Origin of the sequence: Limimaricola cinnabarinus (genome assembly GCF_047631075.1) — a bacterium.
GTDB lineage: Bacteria > Pseudomonadota > Alphaproteobacteria > Rhodobacterales > Rhodobacteraceae > Limimaricola > Limimaricola cinnabarinus.
In genome coordinates this window covers 20,564-40,658 of the sequence record NZ_JBLHYX010000014.1, presented here as the reverse complement: position 1 = coordinate 40,658, position 20,095 = coordinate 20,564, and the positions used below count along the sequence as shown (strand labels likewise).

General features: G+C 66.2%; 15 protein-coding genes and 1 tRNA gene. 10 read left to right on the top strand and 6 right to left on the bottom strand.

What is annotated here, in order from left to right; all coding sequences use genetic code 11:
- The first annotated feature begins 47 nt into the window (after positions 1-47).
- From ACJASC_RS12270 to pgi, 4 genes are all read left to right on the top strand, one after another.
- Positions 48-632: an HNH endonuclease gene (locus ACJASC_RS12270; protein WP_415146302.1), complete on the top strand. Its 585-nt coding sequence runs from the start codon at positions 48-50 to the stop codon at positions 630-632.
- A gap of 141 nt (positions 633-773) precedes the next feature.
- Positions 774-2,228: a glucose-6-phosphate dehydrogenase gene (gene zwf / locus ACJASC_RS12265; protein WP_021693112.1), complete on the top strand. Its 1,455-nt coding sequence runs from the start codon at positions 774-776 to the stop codon at positions 2,226-2,228.
- A gap of 60 nt (positions 2,229-2,288) precedes the next feature.
- On the top strand, positions 2,289-2,960 hold the full coding sequence (pgl, locus tag ACJASC_RS12260; protein WP_415146301.1) for a 6-phosphogluconolactonase: 672 nt from the start codon (positions 2,289-2,291) through the stop codon (positions 2,958-2,960).
- Positions 2,961-2,963: 3 nt separating this feature from the next.
- On the top strand, positions 2,964-4,565 hold the full coding sequence (gene pgi / locus ACJASC_RS12255; protein ID WP_415146300.1) for a glucose-6-phosphate isomerase: 1,602 nt from the start codon (positions 2,964-2,966) through the stop codon (positions 4,563-4,565).
- A gap of 137 nt (positions 4,566-4,702) precedes the next feature.
- Here the strand turns inward: pgi and ACJASC_RS12250 are convergent, their stop codons facing one another.
- The 3 genes from ACJASC_RS12250 to ACJASC_RS12240 form a co-directional block, all read right to left on the bottom strand.
- Entirely contained in the window at positions 4,703-5,050 is a 348-nt protein-coding gene (locus tag ACJASC_RS12250; protein ID WP_415146299.1) for a RidA family protein, read from the bottom strand.
- Positions 5,051-5,088: 38 nt separating this feature from the next.
- Positions 5,089-5,162 (bottom strand) — tRNA-Gly (locus tag ACJASC_RS12245).
- A 53-nt stretch (positions 5,163-5,215) separates the two neighbouring features.
- Complete coding sequence (locus ACJASC_RS12240; protein ID WP_415146298.1) at positions 5,216-7,261, bottom strand: ASKHA domain-containing protein; 2,046 nt, start codon at positions 7,259-7,261, stop codon at positions 5,216-5,218.
- A gap of 180 nt (positions 7,262-7,441) precedes the next feature.
- Here ACJASC_RS12240 and guaB point away from each other — a divergent pair, with 180 nt between their 5' ends.
- From guaB to ACJASC_RS12225, 3 genes are all read left to right on the top strand, one after another.
- Complete coding sequence (gene guaB, locus ACJASC_RS12235) at positions 7,442-8,890, top strand: IMP dehydrogenase (protein WP_415146297.1); 1,449 nt, start codon at positions 7,442-7,444, stop codon at positions 8,888-8,890.
- A 63-nt stretch (positions 8,891-8,953) separates the two neighbouring features.
- The gene (locus tag ACJASC_RS12230; protein WP_415146296.1) at positions 8,954-10,111 is read left to right on the top strand and encodes an RsmB/NOP family class I SAM-dependent RNA methyltransferase; all 1,158 of its coding nucleotides are present in this window, start codon (positions 8,954-8,956) and stop codon (positions 10,109-10,111) included.
- A gap of 69 nt (positions 10,112-10,180) precedes the next feature.
- On the top strand, positions 10,181-12,487 hold the full coding sequence (locus ACJASC_RS12225; protein WP_415146295.1) for an ATP-binding protein: 2,307 nt from the start codon (positions 10,181-10,183) through the stop codon (positions 12,485-12,487).
- Between the two features lie 163 nt (positions 12,488-12,650).
- Here ACJASC_RS12225 and ACJASC_RS12220 read toward each other — a convergent pair whose 3' ends face one another.
- Genes ACJASC_RS12220 through ACJASC_RS12210 form a run of 3 tightly spaced genes read right to left on the bottom strand, consistent with a single transcriptional unit; the run spans position 12,651 to position 16,012 of the window.
- The gene (locus ACJASC_RS12220; protein ID WP_415146294.1) at positions 12,651-13,637 is read right to left on the bottom strand and encodes a glucokinase; all 987 of its coding nucleotides are present in this window, start codon (positions 13,635-13,637) and stop codon (positions 12,651-12,653) included.
- A gap of 16 nt (positions 13,638-13,653) precedes the next feature.
- The gene (locus tag ACJASC_RS12215; RefSeq protein WP_415146356.1) at positions 13,654-14,976 is read right to left on the bottom strand and encodes a GH1 family beta-glucosidase; all 1,323 of its coding nucleotides are present in this window, start codon (positions 14,974-14,976) and stop codon (positions 13,654-13,656) included.
- 10 nt (positions 14,977-14,986) lie between these two features.
- Positions 14,987-16,012, bottom strand: coding sequence for a substrate-binding domain-containing protein (locus ACJASC_RS12210; RefSeq protein ID WP_415146293.1), 1,026 nt, complete (start codon positions 16,010-16,012; stop codon positions 14,987-14,989).
- 265 nt (positions 16,013-16,277) lie between these two features.
- Between ACJASC_RS12210 and ACJASC_RS12205 the strand changes: the two genes are divergently transcribed.
- The 3 genes from ACJASC_RS12205 (at position 16,278) to ACJASC_RS12195 (ending at position 20,092) form a co-directional block, all read left to right on the top strand.
- Entirely contained in the window at positions 16,278-17,624 is a 1,347-nt protein-coding gene (locus ACJASC_RS12205) for an ABC transporter substrate-binding protein (RefSeq protein ID WP_415146292.1), read from the top strand.
- Between the two features lie 75 nt (positions 17,625-17,699).
- On the top strand, positions 17,700-18,941 hold the full coding sequence (locus ACJASC_RS12200; RefSeq protein WP_415146291.1) for a carbohydrate ABC transporter permease: 1,242 nt from the start codon (positions 17,700-17,702) through the stop codon (positions 18,939-18,941).
- Positions 18,941-20,092: a carbohydrate ABC transporter permease gene (locus ACJASC_RS12195; protein WP_415146290.1), complete on the top strand. Its 1,152-nt coding sequence runs from the start codon at positions 18,941-18,943 to the stop codon at positions 20,090-20,092. Before ACJASC_RS12200 ends, ACJASC_RS12195 begins: the two co-directional genes overlap by 1 nt.
- Positions 20,093-20,095: the final 3 nt, after the last annotated feature.

Below are 20,095 nucleotides of genomic sequence, written 5' to 3'. Positions count from 1 at the left end.
CCGCTCTGGTCGTCCGAAGGGGCTGCGAGAGCGAGGACGGACTCACGATGCAAGGCGACTTCAGGACCGAGTTCGTACGCGACCCGGTGGGGCTCAGGCAGCACCCGGCGCTGGTGCTCAACGCGGATTACCGGCCGCTCTCCTATTACCCGCTGTCTCTATGGCCTTGGCAGGAGGCGGTGAAGGCGGTGTTCCTCGACCGGGTCGATATCGTCGCCGAATACGATGCCGAGGTGCATTCGCCCTCCACGGTGATCCGAATACCCTCGGTCGTGGTGCTGAGAGATTTTGTCCGACCCCAGAAGCGCGTGGCTTTCACGCGCTTCAATTTATTTCTGAGGGACGGTTTTCGCTGCCAGTACTGCGGCTCCAAAGGTGATCTCACCTTCGATCACGTGATCCCGCGCGCGCGTGGCGGTGTCACGAGCTGGGAGAACGTCGTTGCCGCCTGTTCGCCATGCAACCTGCGCAAGGGCTCCCGAAGCCTGCGGCAATCCGGCTTGCACCTGACCCGCGCGCCGCGCCGGCCCGGCGCGGAGGAGTTGCGCGACCGCGGCCGGCGCTTCCCGCCGCATCACCTGCACGACAGCTGGATCGATTTCCTCTATTGGGACGCCGAACTGGAGGCCTGATCGCGCCAAGGCCGCGCTGTTTCGCCGGGATCGGGTTGCAGCCCATCCGCCGATGCCTAGACTGCGGCCGATCACACCGCTAAGAGGGCGGCGTTAGCGCTAACTGCACGGCCTTCGGTGGCCGCCCAGACGGAGACACCCATGGTATCGCGCGTCATTCCGGTCGACAGCTTCGACCTCGTCATTTTCGGCGGCACCGGCGACCTTGCCCGGCGCAAGATCCTGCCGGGGCTGTTTCGCCGCTTCCGGTCGGGCCAGATGCCTGCCGAGGCTCGCATCATCGGAGCCGCACGCTCCGACATGGACGATGCGGGCTACCGGCAGATGATCCGCGAGGCGATCGCCGAGTTCGGCTCGGAGGAAAAGAACGATGCGGGCGGGATCGACGCCTTCCTCGGGCGGCTGCACTATGTTGCCATCGACGCCACGGGCGATGGCGGCTGGAGCCAGCTGCGCGATCTGATGCGCGACGGCGTGATCCGCGCCTTCTATTTCTCGGTGGCTCCTTCGCTGTTTGGCGCCTTGGCCGAGCGGCTGCACCAGCATGGCATCGCCGATGCTTCGAGCCGGATCGTCGTGGAAAAGCCCTTTGGCCGCGATCTCGCTTCGGCCAAGGCGCTGAACGCCACGCTGGCCGAGCATTTCGACGAGGGGCAGATATACCGGATCGACCACTATCTCGGCAAGGAAACGGTCCAGAACCTGATGGCCGTGCGGTTCGGCAACGTGCTGTTCGAGCCGCTGTGGAACTCGCATTACATCGATCACATCCAGATCACCGTGGCCGAGACCGTGGGCGTGACCGGGCGTGGCAGCTACTATGACAAATCGGGCGCGATGCGTGACATGGTGCAGAACCACCTGATGCAGCTTTTGTGTCTGATCGCGATGGAGCCGCCCTCGACCTACGACGCCGACACGGTGCGCGACGAGAAGCTCAAGGTGATCCGCGCCCTGCAACCGGTCGAGCCGCACCAGATCGTGCGCGGCCAGTACGAGGCGTCGCAGGACGGTCCCTCCTACCGCGATGACGCCGAGAACCCGCGTAGCTTTACCGAGAGCTTTCTGGCCCTGAAATGCCACATCGCCAACTGGCGCTGGGCCAAGGTGCCGTTCTACATCCGCACCGGCAAGCGCATGAAGGCGCGCTCCTCCGAGATCGCGGTGGTGTTCAAGGATCTCGGCCACACGATCTTCGAAGGCGACACCGCGCGGCATCGCAACATCCTGTCGATCCGGCTTCAGCCGAATGAGGGGATGGACCTGCAGGTGACGATCAAGGAGCCGGGCCCGGGCGGCATGCGGCTTGTCGACGTGCCGCTCGACATGACCTTCGCCGACGCGCTGGGCCCGGACCGCGAGGACGCGCCCGACGCCTATGAGCGTCTGATCATGGACGTGATCCGCGGCAACCAGACGCTGTTCATGCGCGGCGACGAGGTCGAGGCGGCCTGGGCCTGGACCGATCCGATCATCGAGGGCTGGGAGGCACGCAACGACGTGCCCAAGCTCTATGACGCCGGAACCGCCGGCCCCGAGGATGCGATGATGCTGATGCATCGCGACGGCCGGCGCTGGCGCGAGATCAAGGGCTGAGAGGCCCGGGCGCCGCGGCCCTGCCGTGGTGCCGATAGGAAACCGAAAGGAACCAACGGCATGGAATTCGTCGAATACGCCGATTCCGAGATGATGATGATCGACCTTGCCGACCGGGTCGCCAGCGAGCTGCGCGCGGCGATCACCGCCGATGGCCGCGCCAGCCTCGCGGTGCCCGGCGGCACCACGCCGGGGCCGGTCTTCGACACGCTCTCGGCGATCCGGCTCGATTGGGAGAAGGTGCATGTGATGCTCACCGACGAGCGCTGGGTGCCCGAAAGCTCCGAACGCTCGAACACCGGCCTGCTCAGGCGTCGGCTGTTCACCGGCGAGGCAGCAGCGGCGCATTACCTGCCGCTTTATGCCGAGGCCGAGCGTCCCGAAGAAAGGCTCGACGCGCTTCAGGGGGCGCTGGCGCCGCATCTGCCGCTCTCGGTGGTGCTGTTGGGCATGGGCGCGGACATGCACACCGCTTCGATCTTTCCGGGCGCGGACCAGCTCGACGCTGCGCTGAACGGTGATGCGACGCTCGTGGCGATGCGCGCGCCCGGCGCGCCGGAGCCGCGCATCACCTTGTCGGCCAAGGTATTGAACGACGCGATGCGTCGGCACATCGTGATCATCGGTGCCGAAAAGCGCGCCGCATTGGAAAAAGCCCAGTCACTTGATCCGCAGGAGGCGCCCGTATCGGCGATCCTGAAGGGCGCGACCGTGCACTGGGCGGAGGGCTGAGACATGTGGAACGATCTCAAGACACGGGCGCAGGCCGTGGAGAACCGGCGCATCGAGACGCTGTTCGATGATCCAAGCCGCGCCCGGAGTTACTCCGTCAGCGCGCTGGGAATGCTGTTCGATTACGCCAAGACCAACATCGACGCCGAGACGCGCGATGCCTTGGTCGCGCTGCTTGACACGCGGGACGTGGCGGGCCGCCGCGAGGCGATGTTCTCGGGCGCGCCGATCAACGAGACCGAGGGGCGCGCGGCGCTGCACACGGCGCTGCGCAACCTCGACGGCGGCGCCGTGACCATCGACGGTCAGGATGTCATGCCCGAGGTGCTGGACACGCTCAAGCGCATGGAAGGGTTCGCCCGCGCCGTACGCTCGGGCGAGATCACCGGGCAGGGCGGCGCGATCACCGACGTGATCAATATCGGCATCGGCGGCTCGGACCTCGGCCCCGCGATGGCCGCCAAGGCGCTGGCGCCCTATCACGACGGGCCGCGCTGTCACTTCGTGTCCAATGTCGATCCCGCCGACATCGCCGACGCGCTGTCGGCCTGCGATCCGGCGACGACGCTGGTGATCGTCGCCTCCAAGACCTTCACCACCATCGAGACGATGACCAACGCCCGCACCGCCAAGGCATGGATGGGGCAGACCGTATCCGACACCGGCGCACAGTTCGCCGCGCTGTCGACGGCGGCCGACAAGACCGCCGCCTTCGGCATCGCGCCGGAGCGGGTCTTCGGCTTCGAGGACTGGGTCGGCGGACGTTACTCAATGTGGGGGCCGATCGGCCTGTCGCTAATGATCGCGATCGGGCCGGAAGCGTTCCGCGCCTTCCTGCGCGGCGGCGAAGCGATGGACCGGCACTTCCGCTCCGCACCGTGGCAGCAGAACATGCCGGCGATGCTGGCCCTCGTGGGGATGTGGCACAACCAGGTGCTGGGCCACGCCACCCGCGCTGTGCTGCCCTATGACAACCGTCTCGCCCGTCTGCCCGCCTATCTCCAGCAGCTTGAAATGGAATCGAACGGCAAGCGGGTTTCGATGGATGGCGAGGAGTTGCAGTTCCACAGCGGCCCCGTGGTCTGGGGCGAACCCGGCACCAACGGGCAGCACGCCTTCTACCAGCTGATCCATCAGGGCACGCGGGTCGTGCCTTGCGAGTTTCTCGTTGCCGCCAAGGGGCACGAGGAGGGGCTGGAGCATCAGCACCGACTGCTCATCGCCAACTGCCTCGCGCAGTCCGAGGCGCTGATGAAGGGCCGCGATCTCGACGAGGCGCGCGACAAGGTCGCAGGCAAATTCGAGGGCGACGAGTTGGAGCGGCAGGCGAAGCACCGGGTGTTCCCGGGCAACCGGCCCTCGACGACGCTGGCCTACCCGAAGCTCGATCCCGAGACGCTGGGCAAGATCATCGCGCTCTACGAGCACCGCGTCTTCGTCGAAGGCATCGTGCTCGGCGTCAATTCCTACGACCAATGGGGCGTGGAGTTGGGCAAGGAGCTGGCCACAGCGCTGCAGCCGATTGTCGATGGCGAGCAGGGTGCCGACGACAAGGACGGCTCCACCGCGCAGCTCGTGGGCTTCCTGCGCGCCAACGGCGCCTGATCGGCCACGGGTCACGACATGCGAAGGGCGGCCCCATCACGGGCCGCCCTTTTTCGTAGTCTGGTTCCGGGGCGGGGTCGCTTGGTGTCAGGCCGGGCGATCCGGGTATTTTCAGAGTGAAGCGGACAGGGCCGCGCTCAGACCGCCGCGGTCACGATGATCTCGACGAGGTGCTCGGGCGTGGCGAGCTTGGCCTCTCCGGTCCAGCGGGCCGGGGCGCAGTCCTTGGCGACCCAAGGCTCCCATTCGGCGTTCATGTCGGCGAAATAGGCCATGTCCGAGAGCCAGATCTGCGCGGTGAGAATGCGCGTCTTGTCGGTCCCGGCGAGGCCGAGCAGCCGATCGATCTCGGCGAGGATTTCGCGGGTCTGGGCGCGGGCGTCGTTGCCCGGCGTGCCGATCTGGCCCGCCAGATAGGCGATGCCGCCATGGACCACGGCCGCGCTCATGCGGGCATTGGATTCGATACGCTTGATGTCGGACATGTCGTCTCTCCCGTCAGGTTGTCGCGTGCGGGAGAGGTTGGAGCGGGTAACGGGAATCGAACCCGTAACTGAAGCTTGGGAAGCTTTCGTGATACCTTTTCACCATACCCGCGCGCTCTGGCTTGGAGGTAGCCAAGCCCGCGCGCATCGTCAAGCGGGTTTCCTTCAGTCGCGCGCCCGCCTGCGCCGTCGACCGCCCGCCTCGCCGCCGCCATTCGCGTTGAAGCTGGGCTCGGGCAGAGGTTGTGTCGCGCGCAGCCCCGCGAAGGGGGCGGTGGCGTGCGGGATCGCGTTTGCGGCGACGAAATGCTCCTGAAAGCGCGGCTCGATCGCGGTCTCGACTTTGGTGATCCGGCGCACCAGCGCCTCGGCCTCGCGGCGGGCCGCGACCGAGCACAGGGCGATCCGCGCCCCGGTCCCGGCGGCATTGCCGGCGCTGGTGACCTTCTCGACCGGCACGTCGGGGATCATGCCCAGCACGAGGGCGTGCATGGGGCTGATATGCGCGCCGAAGGCGCCCGCAAGCACGACCCGGTCCACGGCCTCGACCTCACGCTCGTCCATCAGCAGCCGCGCGCCCGCGTAGAGCGCCGATTTGGCAAGCTGGATCGCGCGGATGTCGCCTTGGGTCACAGTGACGCGCGGGCCGCCCGCCTCCGATCCGTCGTGGATCAGATAGGCATGGGTGCGGCCTTCGGCGATCAGGCGCTCGCTGCCGGTCTGCCCGGCCGAGCCGATCAGGCCGCGCGCATCCACCAGACCGGCGATGCGCATCTCGGCCACCGCCTCGATAATGCCCGAGCCGCAGATGCCCGTGACGCCGCCCGGACCGACCTCGTCCCAGAACGCCGGCTCGTCGGACCATTTTTCGCAGCCGATGACGCGGAATCGCGGCTCCTTGGTGTCGGGGTGGATGCGGATCGCCTCGATGGCACCGGGGGCGGCGCGCTGACCGGAACTGATCTGCGCGCCCTCGAAGGCGGGGCCGGTGGGCGACGAGCAGGCCAGTACCCGCGCCCGGTCGCCCAGCAGCAACTCGGCATTGGTGCCGACATCGACGATGAGCACCAGATCGTCCGACTGGTCGGGCCGCTCGGACAGGGCCACGGCGGCGGCATCTGCGCCAACATGCCCGGCGATGCAGGGAAGCACATAGACCTGCGCGCCGGGGTTCAGCGCCGTGAGATCCAGATCGCGGGCGGGCAGGGCGACGGCGTCCGACGTGGCAAGCGCAAAGGGGGCCTGACCAAGCTCCACCGGGTCGATCCCGAGCAGCAGGTGGTGCATCACCGGGTTGCACACGAAGACCGTCTCGACGATGTCGCGCGCCTCGATCCCGGCCTCGGCGGCCAGCTCGCGCGCCAGATCGTCGATCGCCGCGCGCACGGCCGAGGTCATCTCCGCCGCGCCGCCCTCGTTCATCATCGAATAGCTGACCCGGCTCATCAGGTCCTCGCCAAAGCGGATCTGCGGGTTCATCACGCCGGCCGATGCCTCGACATGGCCATCCTCGAGCGAGGTCAGGTGCGCCGCGATGGTGGTGGAGCCGAGATCGATGGCCAGACCCCAGAACGGTTCTGCGCGAAAGCCGGGCCAGAGGTCGAGGATGCGGCGCGGCCCGTCCTCGGTCTCCTGATGCAGCGCGACGGTCACCTCCCACGCGCCCTTGCGAAGCGCCTGCTGCAGCTTGGCCAGCACCGAAGGGGCGGCTGACACCTCGCCGATGCGCCACTGACCGCGCAGTGCCTCGCTCAGGCGCTCCAGATCGCCCTTGGGCTCGTGCATGTCGGGCTCGGGGACCGAGACGAAGAATTTGCGCGTCGCGGCGTCCATGACGAGGGGGCGCGCATCGGCGTTCTTGCGCACCACCTGGCGGTGCACCTGGCTTTCGGGGGGCACGTCGAGCACGACGTCGGAGCGGATCTGCGCCTGACAGCCCAGCCTGCGGCCGGGCTTGAGGCCGCGAATGCGGTCATAGCGCTCCTCGACGGCGTTGACCTCGCTCAGCGCGTCCTCGGCCACGGTGACGCCATGCTTTGAAAACTGGCCCTTTCCGGGGCTTACCTGGCATTTTGAGCAAATGCCACGGCCGCCGCAGACGCTGTCGAGATCGACGCCGAGGCGGCGCGCGGCGGCGAGGACCGTGGTGCCCTCGGGCACGCGGCCGCGCTTGCCCGAAGGGGTGAAGATCACGAGGGGGTCCTGGGTCATGTCGGGCCTTTCGGGGGCGTGCGGTGCTTGGGCGGACCATAGGCGATTGCGCCGCGAGGAAAAGGGTGCGGGCGCGGCAGGGCGTGTCGCCAATGCGACACGCCGCTTTGGCCCTTTCCCCTCGGGAAGATCGGTGCGATAGGGACGTGCCAAACGAAGCATCCCAAAGGAGTGGTCCCGATGGAGATTCGCGAGGCTCTGACCTTCGATGACGTTCTGCTGGTTCCCGCCGCATCGAGCGTCATGCCGTCCACGGCCGATACCCGCACAATGGTGACGCGCGACATCGCGATGAACATCCCGCTCCTGTCGAGCGCGATGGACACCGTGACCGAGGCGCGCATGGCGATCTGCATGGCGCAATCGGGCGGCATCGGCGTGGTGCACCGCAACCTCGGCGTCGCCGAACAGGCTGAGCAGATCCGGCAGGTGAAGCGTTTCGTGTCGGGCATCGTCTACAACCCGATCACGCTCACCCCCGACCAGACGCTGGCCGATGCGCGCCGGCTGATGGAGCAGTATGCGGTCACCGGCTTTCCGGTGGTGGGCGAGGGCGGCCGCGTCGTCGGCATCGTCACCAACCGCGACATGCGCTTCGCCGCCGACGACCGCACGCCTGTGAAGGCAATGATGACCGCCGACAACCTCGCCATGCTCAACGAGCCCGCCGATCTCGAGGAAGCGCGCAACCTGATGAAGGAGCGCCGGATCGAGAAGCTGCTCGTCACCGATGCCGATGGCCGCCTGACGGGCCTTCTGACGCTCAAGGACAGCGAGCAGGCGGTGCTCAACCCGTCGGCTTGCAAGGACCGGCTGGGGCGGTTGCGCGTGGCCGCCGCCTCAAGCGTCGGCGATGCGGGTTTCGAGCGTTCCATGGCGTTGGTCGAGGCGGGGGTGGACATCGTCGTCATCGACACCGCACACGGCCATTCCGAAGGGGTGGCCGAGGCGGTGCGTCGACTCAAGCGCGCGGCGGGCGAGGTCCAGATCATGGCCGGCAACGTGGCCACCGGGGCGGCGACCCGGGCGCTTATCGACGCGGGCGCGGACGCGGTCAAGGTCGGCATCGGCCCGGGCTCGATCTGCACCACGCGGATGGTCGCGGGCGTCGGCGTGCCTCAGCTCACCGCGATCATGGATTGCGCGCAGGCCGCCGGCGACACGCCGGTGATCGCCGATGGCGGCATCAAGTTCTCGGGCGATTTCGCCAAGGCGATCGCCGCCGGCGCGAGCTGCGCGATGGTCGGATCGATGATCGCGGGCACCGACGAGTCTCCCGGCGAGGTGATCCTCTATCAGGGCCGGACCTTCAAATCCTACCGGGGCATGGGCAGCCTTGGTGCCATGGCCCGCGGCTCGGCAGACCGGTACTTCCAGAAGGACGCGGCCTCCGACAAGTTGGTGCCCGAGGGTATCGAGGGGCAGGTCCCCTACAAGGGCACCGCCACCGCCGTGGTGCACCAGCTCGTGGGCGGCCTGCGCGCGGCGATGGGTTATACCGGCCACCCCACGGTCACGTCGATGCGCGGCAATTGCGATTTCGTGAAGATCACCGGCGCGGGGCTCAAGGAGAGCCACGTGCACGACGTGCAGATCACCCGCGAAAGCCCGAACTACCGGATCGGCTGAGACATTGTCTTGGCGGAACAGGATGCAGGACATGAAGCAGCACAAGAAGGCAGGGTCGCAGCGATGACTCCAGCTGCGCGCGTGGCCGCCGCAATCGGCGTGCTCGACGATTGCGTCTCCGGAATGCCGATCGAAAAGGCCCTGCTACGCTGGTCACGGAGCAGTCGCTATGCCGGATCCAAGGACCGCGCCGCCGTCCGCGATCTGGTGTTCGGTGGCTGGCGCCGTCGCCGTTCGGCGGCGCATGAGGGCGGGGCCGAGACGGGGCGCGGCATCATGATCGGAATGCTGCGCCAGACTGAAACTGAACTGGATCACATCTTCACGGGGCAGGACCATGCTCCCGCACCGTTGTCCCCCGATGAAGCCGCCTCTCCCGCCACTCGACCCGGCCCGGCGGTTCGCCAAGATCTGCCGGACTGGCTCTGGGATCGTTTCGAGGCGGATATGGGCGAAGAGGCCGAAGCCGCCGCGCAGGCGCTGCGTGACCGCGCGCCGGTCTATCTGCGGGTCAATCCGCGCCGGGGCGATGCGCAAAGGGCACTTCGATCGCTGGCGTCCGATGGCATTGAGGCCGTCGCACATGACGAGGTCGAGGGAGCGCTGCGGGTGGTCTCCGGCGAACGCGCGATCACGCGCGGGCGGGCCTTCGCGGAGGGGCTGATCGAGCTTCAGGATGCCTCCTCCCAGGCCGCCATGCTGCGGCTGCCCCTGCGTGACGGGCAGACCGTGCTCGACATGTGCGCGGGTGGTGGCGGCAAGGCTCTCGCTCTTGCGGGGCGCGCGGATGTGGCGGTGACGGCGCATGACATCAGCGCCGCGCGCATGCGCGACATTCCCGATCGCGCGGCGCGCGCCGGGGTGCGCATCAATATGGCCGAAAAGCTGGGTTCGATGACCTGCGATCATGTTCTCGTGGATGCGCCATGCTCTGGCAGCGGCACCTGGCGCCGCGACCCGGGCGGCAAGTGGCAGCTGACGCCCTCCGGTCTCGCCGATTTCGCGGCGCTTCAGGCGCGGCTGCTCGATGCGGCCACGCGCCATGTCGCACCGGGCGGCAGCCTGAGCTATGCGACCTGCTCCGTTCTGTGCGAAGAAAACGATGCGAACGTCGCGGCCTTTCTGTCCCGTCACTCCGGATGGATCTTGCGCGACCGGATGCAGCGCTTGCCCGGCCAGGATGGCGACGGCTTCTTTCTGGCCCGTTTTGAACGGGGCTGAGAGCAGGGTTTAACCCGCCGTTAGCTATTTTGACCTCCAGTGGATGCACGGACATCCGAGGAGGCACAGGTGGTCGAACTCGATCTGCCGGCCATGGCGGCCGACGATGGCGAAGCCCTGCCGGGCACGGCGCAGCTTGCCACGATTCTGGGCGCAGCTTCGGTGTCGCTGGCGGCGGCAGCGATGTCACCCGAGGGTCACACCTCGCTGGCGCTGCTTTTGCTCGGCACGACGCTGGCCTGCGTGGCGGCGCTGTTCTGGCTGCGCCGCCTGCGTCAGCAGCGGCAGCGGCGTGACCTTGTTCGGCTCGGGGCGCGGATCATCGAGCGTGACACGGTGCCCGGCTTCCTCAGCGACATGCAGGGGACGATCCTTGATTGCAATCTCGCGGCTTCGCAGCGTTTCGGCGGGCGGCTCGGCACATTGGCCGAGGCCCTGTCGCATCATTTCGCCACACCCGCGGCGACCTTGTCGCGGCTTCGACAGCGCGCGGACCGCGAGGGATCGGCGCAGGACATGGTAGCGACGCGACGCGGGCATCTGCGCCTGACGGTTACCCGCCTTGGCGGCGGCGCGTTGCTGTGGCGGATCGACGACCTGGCCGAGCGACCCGGCACCGGACGGGCGGCGGATGCGCTCGGTCTGCCGATGCTGACTGCGGGACCATCCGGAACGATCCTCTATATGAACGAGGCCTGCCGCGCGTTGACTGGGGGGCGCGCCCGAACGCTCGAAGCCATTTTCGGCCCAAGGCCGCTGCGACCGGGTCGGCGGCAGTCCATACTTGGCGAGAACGGTTCGGTGGAGACCCTCGTGGCCGAGATTCCGGCCCTCGGCGGACGCCGGGAGATCTATCTTCTGCCGCCCGCCAGCCTGCCCCGGGACGAAGCCATAGAAGGGAACACGATCGAAGGCTTGCCTGTCCCGATGCTGCGCCTCGACCGATACGGAAGCATCCTTGAGGCGAACCGCGCAGCCTGCGCGTTGATGCCCGAGCCGCCTGAGGCGGGGGCGCGGCTTTCGGATCTGATCGAGGGTCTGGGCCGTCCGGTGGGCGACTGGCTTTCCGAGGCGGTGGAGGGCCGCGCCGTGCCGGGGCCGCAGTTTCTCAAGCTGCGCGGCCCGGGGCAGGATACGGTGGTGCAGGTGACGCTCGGCGAAGCCGACGAGAATGGCCGGATCGTCGCGGTCCTCTACGACGCCACCGAGCAGAAATCTCTCGAGGCGCAGTTCGTCCAAGCACAGAAGATGCAGGCCATCGGCCAGCTTGCCGGCGGCATCGCGCATGACTTCAACAATCTGCTCACGGCCATCTCGGGCCATTGCGATCTGTTGCTGTTGCGGCATGACAAGGGCGATCAGGACTACAGCGACCTGACGCAGATCCATCAGAACGCGAACCGCGCCGCGAGCCTCGTCGGACAGCTATTGGCCTATTCGCGCAAACAGAACCTGCGGCTTGAACAACTCGACCTGCGAGACACGCTGTCCGACCTCACGCATCTGCTGAATCGCCTAGTCGGCGAGAAGGTGGTCCTCACGCTGAACCACGACCCCGATCTCAAGCAGGTGCGCGCCGATCGGCGGCAACTCGAACAGGTCCTGATGAACCTCGTGGTCAATGCGCGCGACGCGATGCCCGATGGCGGCGAGATTGTGGTCGAGACCGACAACGTGATGCTTGACGTTCCACTTGAGCGCGACCGCGCGATGGTACCTGCGGGGCGGTGGGTGCGCATTCGGGTGCAGGATCACGGATGCGGCATCCCGGTCGACAAGCTGCCCAAAGTATTCGAGCCCTTCTACACCACCAAGCGGCCCGGTGAAGGCACCGGGCTCGGGCTGTCGACGGTCTACGGGATCGTCAAGCAGAGCGGGGGCTATGTCTTTGTCGACAGCGAGCCCGGCGAGGGCAGTTGCTTCTCGCTCTTGCTCCCGAGCCGCGCCGGGGTGGCAGAGCCTGCGCGTTCCGTTCGCGACGAGGCCCCTGGCCCGCTGGCGCATCACGCCGACGGGGTGGTGCTTCTGGTCGAGGACGAAGCGCCGGTGCGCGCCTTCGCAGCGCGCGCCCTGCGGCTGCGTGGGCTCACGGTAATCGAAGCCGAAGATGCGGAAGCGGCTCTGACGATCCTCGCCGATCCCGAACTCGAGGTCGATATCTTCGTGACCGACGTGATCATGCCCGGCAAGGATGGTCCGACCTGGGTGCGCGAGGCTCTGATCGACCGCCCCGATACCCAAGTGGTTTTCGTGTCGGGCTATGCCGAGGACACCTTTGCCGAGCAGCAGGCCGAAATTCCGAACTCGGTCTTTCTTCCCAAGCCGTTCTCGCTCACCGATCTGGCGGCCACGGTGCAGACCCGGATCGCCTGTTGAACTTGGGGTACAGCTCGTGCTCCCGGCCACATGCGGATCGGTGTCAGTCGAAGATAACGTCAACAGGCTCTTTCATGGGGGGCTATGCCATCCGAGGGGTTATGCCACCCGCGCCATCGTGATCCCGATGACAGCGCGAGCCGGCATGATGGTCTTGCGGTCTTCAGCTCGCAGTGCCGGGAAGAATCAGCCCGTTGAGATGCGCGGCGCACCCGATCAGGGCGGCGTAATCATCCTCGATCACCGCGACGCCGAAATTCCCCATGAAGCCCGCGAAGCGGCCCTTGTCACGGAAGGCATCGGCAAAACCGAACTCTCGCAAATAGGGAGCGATGGCCCGCGAGACGCCGCCTACCAGATAGACCCCTCCAAAGGGCAGCTGGATCAGCGCGAGGTTGCCGGCCGTGGTGCCCAGAAACCGGGTGAACACCCGCGCGGCCTCGACGGCGCGCGGATCGCTGCGATCGGTGCAGCCTTGCATGATGTCGGCCGCGGTCTTTTCGGCGTGATCACCGGCCTCGACGCCGAGCCATCCATAGACGCGTTCGAGCCCGCGCCCCGACAACACGTCTTCGACCGCGGGAAACCCATGCGCCGTCGAGACGTATTGTGCCAAACGCAAATCCGTCTCGCTGTTGACCGGCAGGTTCACGTGACCCGATTCCGAGGGTGTGACGTAGCGCCCGTCCTCGGTGTCGAACACCGGGGTCGCGTTGAAACCGGTGCCGACGCCGATCACCAGCTTGGCCGCATGGACCGAAGCCTCGGGAAAGGGGATGATGTCACGGACATTACCGGGCGCGACATGGCCCAAGGCATGGCCCTGCGCCTGAAGATCGTTGAGGATCGCCACCGTTTCGGCATTGGTGGCCCGCGTCAGCGCGTTCTTGTCGATGGTCCAGTCGAGATTGGTCATCGTGGCGCGCCCGTCACGCACGGGGCCGGCTACCGCCACGCAGGCGCCGATGCAGTCGACTCCGCCCTCATCGGAAATGTAGCGCCGCAGCACCGATTCGAGCCCGGCGAAATCGGCGTTGGAGTAGCGGCGAATGCTGGGCTCGAGGATCTCGAGGCCACGGGCGAGCGCCACGCGCGTGTTGGTGCCCCCGATGTCGGCGACGAGGGAATAGGCGTTGTCGGGATGGGGCATGCGGGTTCCTTCGGAATCAGCGGGCGAGGGCGGAGGACAGGGCGTGATACGACGCCTTCGGGGTCCGCTCCAGTGTTTGAAAATCGACATGGATGAGGCCGAAACGCTTTTCGTAGCCGAAGGCCCATTCGTAATTGTCGAGCAGTGACCAATAGAAGAAGCCGCGCACATCAACACCATCGGCGATGGCGCGTCGCGTGGCGTCGAGATGGGCGGTGATGAAGTTCGTGCGTTCGGGGTCCGCCACCGCGCCAGCCTCGGCCTGGTCGTCGTGGGCCATGCCGTTCTCGGTGACATAGACGGGCAGGGCGCCCAGCGCGTCGCGCGCGCGGATCAGGAAATGATGCAGCCCGTCGGGATAGATCTCCCATCCCATTTGGGTCTTGGGCAGGGGGCCTTCGACCGCCGTGACCGAGGGCCAGGGCTGTTCGGGGGCCGCGCGCATCATCGAACGGGTGTAGTAATTGACGCCGAGCCAGTCGAGCGGCTGGGAGATCAGCGCCATGTCGTCCTGCCAGCCCGCCGGCATATGCGGCGCGAGACCTTCCAGCGCGCCCTCGGGGTAGCGGCCATGGGCGATCGCCTCGAGGAACCAGCGATTGTAGATCTGGTCCTGTATGTCGGCGGCGGCGGCATCCTCGGGCGCCGGAGTGGCGGGCAGGGCGCGTTCAAAGTTCAGCACGATCCCGAGTTCGTCGCGCTCCATGCCGCGCAGCCGTTCGACCGCTAGGCCGTGGCCCAGCAGGATATGGTGCATGGCGCGCGCGGCGGCGCGGATGTCGCGCAGGCCCGGCGCGTGGTGGCCGAGGTAATGCGACAGCCAAGCCACGCACCACGGTTCATTGATCGTGGCGGTCGAGGCGACGCGGTCGCCGATGCGGGCGCTGATCACCTCTGCGAAATCGGCGAAGGCGAGCGCGGTGTCGCGGTTGGCCCAGCCGCCGCGATCGGCAAGCGCCGAGGGCAGCTCCCAGTGATAGAGCGTCTGAAATGGCCTGAGCCCGCGCTCCAGCGTCGCATCGACGAGACGGTCGTAGAAATCGAGGCCCGCCTCGTTCACGGCCCCCGTACCTTCGGGCATCACCCGCGCCCAGGAAGTCGAGAATCGGTAGGCGTCGAAGCCGCCGTCGCGCAGCAGATCGAGATCCTGTTCGTAGCGGTGATAATGGTCGCAGGCCGTCGCGCCGTCTTCTGCGCGCACCACGGTGCCGGGGCCCTTGGAAAAGCTGTCCCAATGGGTCGGGCCCGCGCCGCCGAAGCGGTGACCCTCGATCTGGTAGGCGGCCGTCGCCGCACCGAACAGAAAACCTTCGGGGAAATCCTTGCGGGATACATCCATCGTCATCGCCTTATCCTGGAGCTGGACCCGTCGAGCGACCGATGATCAGTTCGGCCTCGAGCAGTTCGTGGGCATGCGGGGCCTCGGGGGTGTCGATGCGATCTATGACCATTCGGGCGAGCCGCTGTCCAGCCTCGCGTACCGAAGATCGTGTCGCGGTAAAGGTCGGCACCGGCCCGTCCTCGCGCAGATAGGAGAGCTGATCGTCATGGGTGATGGCCGAGACGTCGCGTCCGAGCGTCAGCCCCGCTTCCTCGATGGCGCGGCGCACGCCCAGCATGCAGATCACCGACGAGACGAGAAAGGCCGTCGGCGGATCTGGCTGCGCCAGCATCTCGCGCGTGGCGCGCCAGCCATAGCCTTCGGTCATCTCGTCCTGCTGCATCAGGGCGGGGTCGGGCGCGATCCCGCGGGCGCGCAGGGCCTCTTCGTAGCCCTGCCTCCGCCGATGCGCGAAATCCATGGCCTCAAGCCCGTTGATGAGCGCGATCCGCCGATGCCCGAGGTCGATCAGGAAATCGGTCGCCCGCGCGAAGGCGCGGCGGTTGTTCACGTCGAGCCAGCTATAGGGCCGGTCGGTGCCGGTGGCGCGGCCATGCACCGCATAGGGCAGGCCGATACCGTCGAGCAGCTCGATACGCGGGTCGTTCATGCGCGGCGCGGAGACAATCAAACCGTCGACGAGGCCGCGCCGTTTCATGGCCCGGTAGGCGGCCTCTTCCTCGGCCACATCGACGACCGAGATCAGCATCTCGTAGCCGCATTGCGAATAGGTCTCACCCGCACCGGTGATGAAATCGGCGAAGATCGGATTGACCATTGCATGGGTGCTGACCTTGGGGATGACGTGGCCGATCACGCGGCTGCGCCCGGTGGCCAAAGCCTGCGCCCGCGTGTTGGGCCGGTAATCATGGGCCTTGGCCGCAGCGCGTACGCGGGCCCGGGTCGCCTCGCTGACATCGGCATAGCCGTTCAGGGCGCGGCTCACCGTGGTCTGGCTCAGTCCGAGCAGGGTGGAGAGCTGCTTGAGATTCATTCCCGGTTCCATCCAAAGCGCTTTTGCAACGACATTCACACTACGAGCTGACCCGTTGCAGGTCAAAGCCCAGTTTTCCCGCTGTCGGAACGAGGACTGCAATGTTTTTCGCCGCGTTAAGGACAGAATGAGCCATTGACAGAGATGGGGGGCTCCGACAGGTTGGCAGGGTCCAAAGCGCTTTGGCGTGGCTTGCTCACGTTCGCGCGCAAGGCAGGATTGAAGGCGGTTCTGGCAAGGGGCCGCCGTTACGGGAGGGTAACGCATGAAGACCATTTTTCTCGCCGGAGTTGCCGGCATCGCGCTGGCATCCGCCGCTTCGGCGCAGGATCTGAAGTTTCCGGTCGGCGAAGGCGCGTTCAACTGGGACAGCTACAACCAGTTCGCCGAGAGCCATGACCTTTCGGGTCAAAGCCTGACCATCTTCGGCCCTTGGCTCAGCGGCGACCAGGCCCTGTTTGAATCGATGCTCGCCTATTTCGAGGAAGCGACCGGCGCCGACGTGCAGTACACCGGTTCGGACAGCTTCGAGACGCAGATCCGTATCGACACCGAAGCAGGCTCGGCCCCGAACATCGCCGTGTTCCCGCAGCCCGGTCTCGCCCGCGATCTCGCCGCGCTGGGCTATCTCGAGCCGATGCCCGAAGGCACCGCCGACTGGATCGCCGAGAACTATGCCGCCGGTCAATCCTGGGTGGATCTCGCGACCTATTCGGGTCCCGAGGGCGAGGACGATCTTTACGGCTTTTTCTACAAGGCCGACGTGAAGTCGCTCGTGTGGTATGTGCCCGAAAACTTCGAGGATGCGGGCTACGAGGTGCCCGAGACCCTCGAGGATCTCAAGGCCCTTACCGAGCAGATGGTCGAGGATGGCGAAACCCCTTGGTGCATCGGGGTTGGTTCGGGCGGTGCGACCGGCTGGCCCGCGACCGACTGGGTCGAGGACATGATGCTGCGTACGCAGTCGCCCGAGGTCTATGACCAGTGGGTCAGCAACGAGATCCCGTTCAACGATCCGGCCGTGGTCGGCGCGATCGAGGAGTTCGGCTGGTTCGTGCAGGACGACTACGTGGCCGGTGGCAGCGCCGCCGTCGCCTCGACCGACTTCCGCGACAGCCCCAAGGGTCTCTTCGACAGCCCGCCGCAGTGCTACCTGCACAAGCAGGCCTCGTTCATCCCGACATTCTTCCCCGAGGGCACCTCGGTCGGCGAGGACGCGGACTTCTTCTACTTCCCCGCCTATGAGGGCAAGGACCTCGGCCAGCCGGTGCTGGGCGCCGGCACGTTGTTCGGCGTCACCGAGGCCAACGATGCGACCACCGCCTTCATCGAGTGGCTGCAAACGCCGATCGCCCACGAGGTCTGGATGGCGCAGACCGGCTTCCTGACGCCGCTGACCACCGTCAACACCGAAGTGTTCGGCGACCCGACGCTCAAGAAGATGAACGACATCCTGCTCGAGGCGACCACCTTCCGCTTTGACGGCTCGGACCTGATGCCCGGCGGCGTCGGCGCGGGGTCGTTCTGGACCGGCATGGTCGATTATGTCGGCGGCGAGAGCGCCGAAGACGTGGCCTCCGAGATCCAGGATTCTTGGGACGCCGTCAAATAAGCGTGTAACGATACGTCTCAGCGGCCGCGACTTCCGTCGTGGCCGCTTCTTTGCATCAGGCTTTGGGAGGGCGCGATGAATCCGGCACTACAGGGATTGCTTACCATCGTGATCGGGGTCGGCGGTTGCATCGCCTACTTCTATTTTTCGAACATCTTTATCGACAAGGTGCTGTTCCCGCCGCGTGGTCCCAATGCCGGACGCAACATCAACCGCGCCAACATGGTCCGCCCATGGCTGTTCCTTCTGCCCGCGCTCTTGGCGCTTGGCCTCTATCTGGCCTACCCGGTGGTCGAAACGCTGCGTTTGTCGCTCACTGAACGGGTGCGCGGCGGCGGCTATGAATTCGTGGGCCTCGACAACTACCGCCAGATGCTGCGCGAGCCCAAGTTCTGGGAAGGCTTCAACAACAACCTTCTATGGCTGATCGTGGTGCCCGCCGCCTCGACCGCCTTCGGCCTGCTGGCGGCACAGCTCACCGACCGGATCAAGTGGGGCGCGGTCGCCAAGTCGTTGATTTTCATGCCAATGGCGATCTCCTTCGTCGGCGCGGCCGTGATCTTCAAATTGATCTACGACACCCGCCCCGCAGGGCAGGAGCAGATCGGCGTGCTCAACGCAGTCTGGCTCGGCTTCGACGGCGGCGTCGGCTCTTTCATCTGGCTGCGGCTGGTGCCCGCCATCCTGCTGTTGGCGCTCGCGGCCGGCGCGGGGGCGCTGGGCTGGTCGCTGATACGGCCGATCCTGGCGCGTGACGGGCGCGGACCCGGCGCGGTTTTTGGCGCACTGCGCATTCTGGGCGCAGTACTGATGGCGCTGGTCGTCTTCGTGATGCTGCGCCAGACACTTGCGGTGTTCCTCGCCGATCTGCCTTACGGCCAGCCGCAGACATGGCTCACCATCCCGTTCTGGAACAACTTCTTCCTGATGATCGTGCTGGTCTGGATCCAGACCGGCTTTGCGATGGTGCTGCTTTCGGCGGCGCTGCGCGGCATCCCCGAGGAGACGGTCGAGGCGGCCATCGTCGACGGCGCCAACCCGTTCCAGATCTTCTTTAAGATCAAGATGCCGCAGATCGTCGGCACCATCGTCGTGGTCTGGACCACGATCACCATCATCGTGCTCAAGGTCTTCGACATCGTCTTCGCGATGACCAACGGCCAGTGGGAGACGCAGGTGCTCGCCAACTACATGTACGACAAGCTGTTTCGCGCCAATGACTGGGGTGTCGGCTCGGCGGGGGCGATGGTCATCATGCTGATGGTGACGCCGATCCTGATCTGGAACGTCTACAACGCCCGCAAGGAGATGCGCTGATGGACAACATCGCCGGCAAGAAATCCGCGCTCACTTGGGCGGTCAACATTGCAGTCGTCGCCTTGGTGGCGCTGTGGGTGTTCCCGACCCTGGGCCTGTTGATCTCGTCGTTTCGCACGGGCGACCAGATTTCGTCCTCCGGCTGGTGGCGCTCGATGATGCCCACCGAGCAGAACCTGACGCTGCGCACCGCCAGCGGTGACGAGCAGGAGCTGATCGACGGCCTCTATACCGTCTCGGGCAATCTCTTCGCGCTCGAAGGCATGGAGCCGCTCGAAATATCGGCTTTCGGCACCTCGTCGCGCGACGTCGGCGCCCATGCGCCGGGCGACACGGTCGACATGGGTGACGGCGAGATCGTCACCGTCGAGGCCAATGGCGACTATGTCTTCACCTCGGTCGAGGAGATGTCGGGACGCGGCCAGCGGGTCTTCGTCACCGCCGAGGTGGCGCCGGAGTTCACGCTGCAGAACTACGACAACATGCTGTTCAACCCCAACAACATCGAAGGCATGTCGAAGGCCTTCTTCAACACGCTGACCGTGTCGATTCCGGCCACGATCATCCCGATCCTCGTCGCGGCCTTCGCGGCCTATGCGCTGGCATGGATGGACTTTCCGGGCCGCGCGCTCCTGATCGCAGCGATCGTCGGACTTCTCGTGGTGCCGCTTCAACTGGCACTCATCCCGCTTTTGAAGCTTCACAACGAGATCGGCATCGGCAAGGGCTACATGGGGGTGTGGCTCGCGCATACCGGCTTCGGCTTGCCGCTCGCGATCTACATTCTGCGCAACTACATGGTCGGCCTGCCGCGCGACATCATCGAGAACGCCAAGGTCGACGGCGCCACCGACTTCCAGATCTTCACCAAGATCATTCTGCCGCTGAGCTTTCCGGCGCTGGCCTCCTTTGCGATCTTCCAGTTCCTGTGGACCTGGAACGACCTCCTCGTCGCGATGGTATTCCTGATCGACAGCTCCGGCGAGACCACCGTGATGACCAAACAGATCATCGAGCTTCTGGGCACGCGCGGCGGCAATTGGGAAATCCTCGCCACGGCGGCATTCGTATCGATCGCGGTTCCGCTGGTTGTGTTTTTCGCCATGCAGAAATACCTCGTGCGCGGCCTGCTCGCGGGCTCCGTGAAATGAGGA

What these genes read in the sequence shown, in the direction of transcription:
- ACJASC_RS12270 (WP_415146302.1), top strand. Translation starts at nt 48, where the DNA reads ATGCAAGGCGACTTCAGGACCGAGTTCGTACGCGACCCGGTGGGGCTC.
- zwf (WP_021693112.1), top strand. Translation starts at nt 774, where the DNA reads ATGGTATCGCGCGTCATTCCGGTCGACAGCTTCGACCTCGTCATTTTC.
- pgl (WP_415146301.1), top strand. Translation starts at nt 2,289, where the DNA reads ATGGAATTCGTCGAATACGCCGATTCCGAGATGATGATGATCGACCTT.
- pgi (WP_415146300.1), top strand. Translation starts at nt 2,964, where the DNA reads ATGTGGAACGATCTCAAGACACGGGCGCAGGCCGTGGAGAACCGGCGC.
- ACJASC_RS12250 (WP_415146299.1), bottom strand. Translation starts at nt 5,050, where the DNA reads ATGTCCGACATCAAGCGTATCGAATCCAATGCCCGCATGAGCGCGGCC.
- ACJASC_RS12240 (WP_415146298.1), bottom strand. Translation starts at nt 7,261, where the DNA reads ATGACCCAGGACCCCCTCGTGATCTTCACCCCTTCGGGCAAGCGCGGC.
- guaB (WP_415146297.1), top strand. Translation starts at nt 7,442, where the DNA reads ATGGAGATTCGCGAGGCTCTGACCTTCGATGACGTTCTGCTGGTTCCC.
- ACJASC_RS12230 (WP_415146296.1), top strand. Translation starts at nt 8,954, where the DNA reads ATGACTCCAGCTGCGCGCGTGGCCGCCGCAATCGGCGTGCTCGACGAT.
- ACJASC_RS12220 (WP_415146294.1), bottom strand. Translation starts at nt 13,637, where the DNA reads ATGCCCCATCCCGACAACGCCTATTCCCTCGTCGCCGACATCGGGGGC.
- ACJASC_RS12215 (WP_415146356.1), bottom strand. Translation starts at nt 14,976, where the DNA reads ATGGATGTATCCCGCAAGGATTTCCCCGAAGGTTTTCTGTTCGGTGCG.
- ACJASC_RS12210 (WP_415146293.1), bottom strand. Translation starts at nt 16,012, where the DNA reads ATGAATCTCAAGCAGCTCTCCACCCTGCTCGGACTGAGCCAGACCACG.
- ACJASC_RS12205 (WP_415146292.1), top strand. Translation starts at nt 16,278, where the DNA reads ATGAAGACCATTTTTCTCGCCGGAGTTGCCGGCATCGCGCTGGCATCC.
- ACJASC_RS12200 (WP_415146291.1), top strand. Translation starts at nt 17,700, where the DNA reads ATGAATCCGGCACTACAGGGATTGCTTACCATCGTGATCGGGGTCGGC.
- ACJASC_RS12195 (WP_415146290.1), top strand. Translation starts at nt 18,941, where the DNA reads ATGGACAACATCGCCGGCAAGAAATCCGCGCTCACTTGGGCGGTCAAC.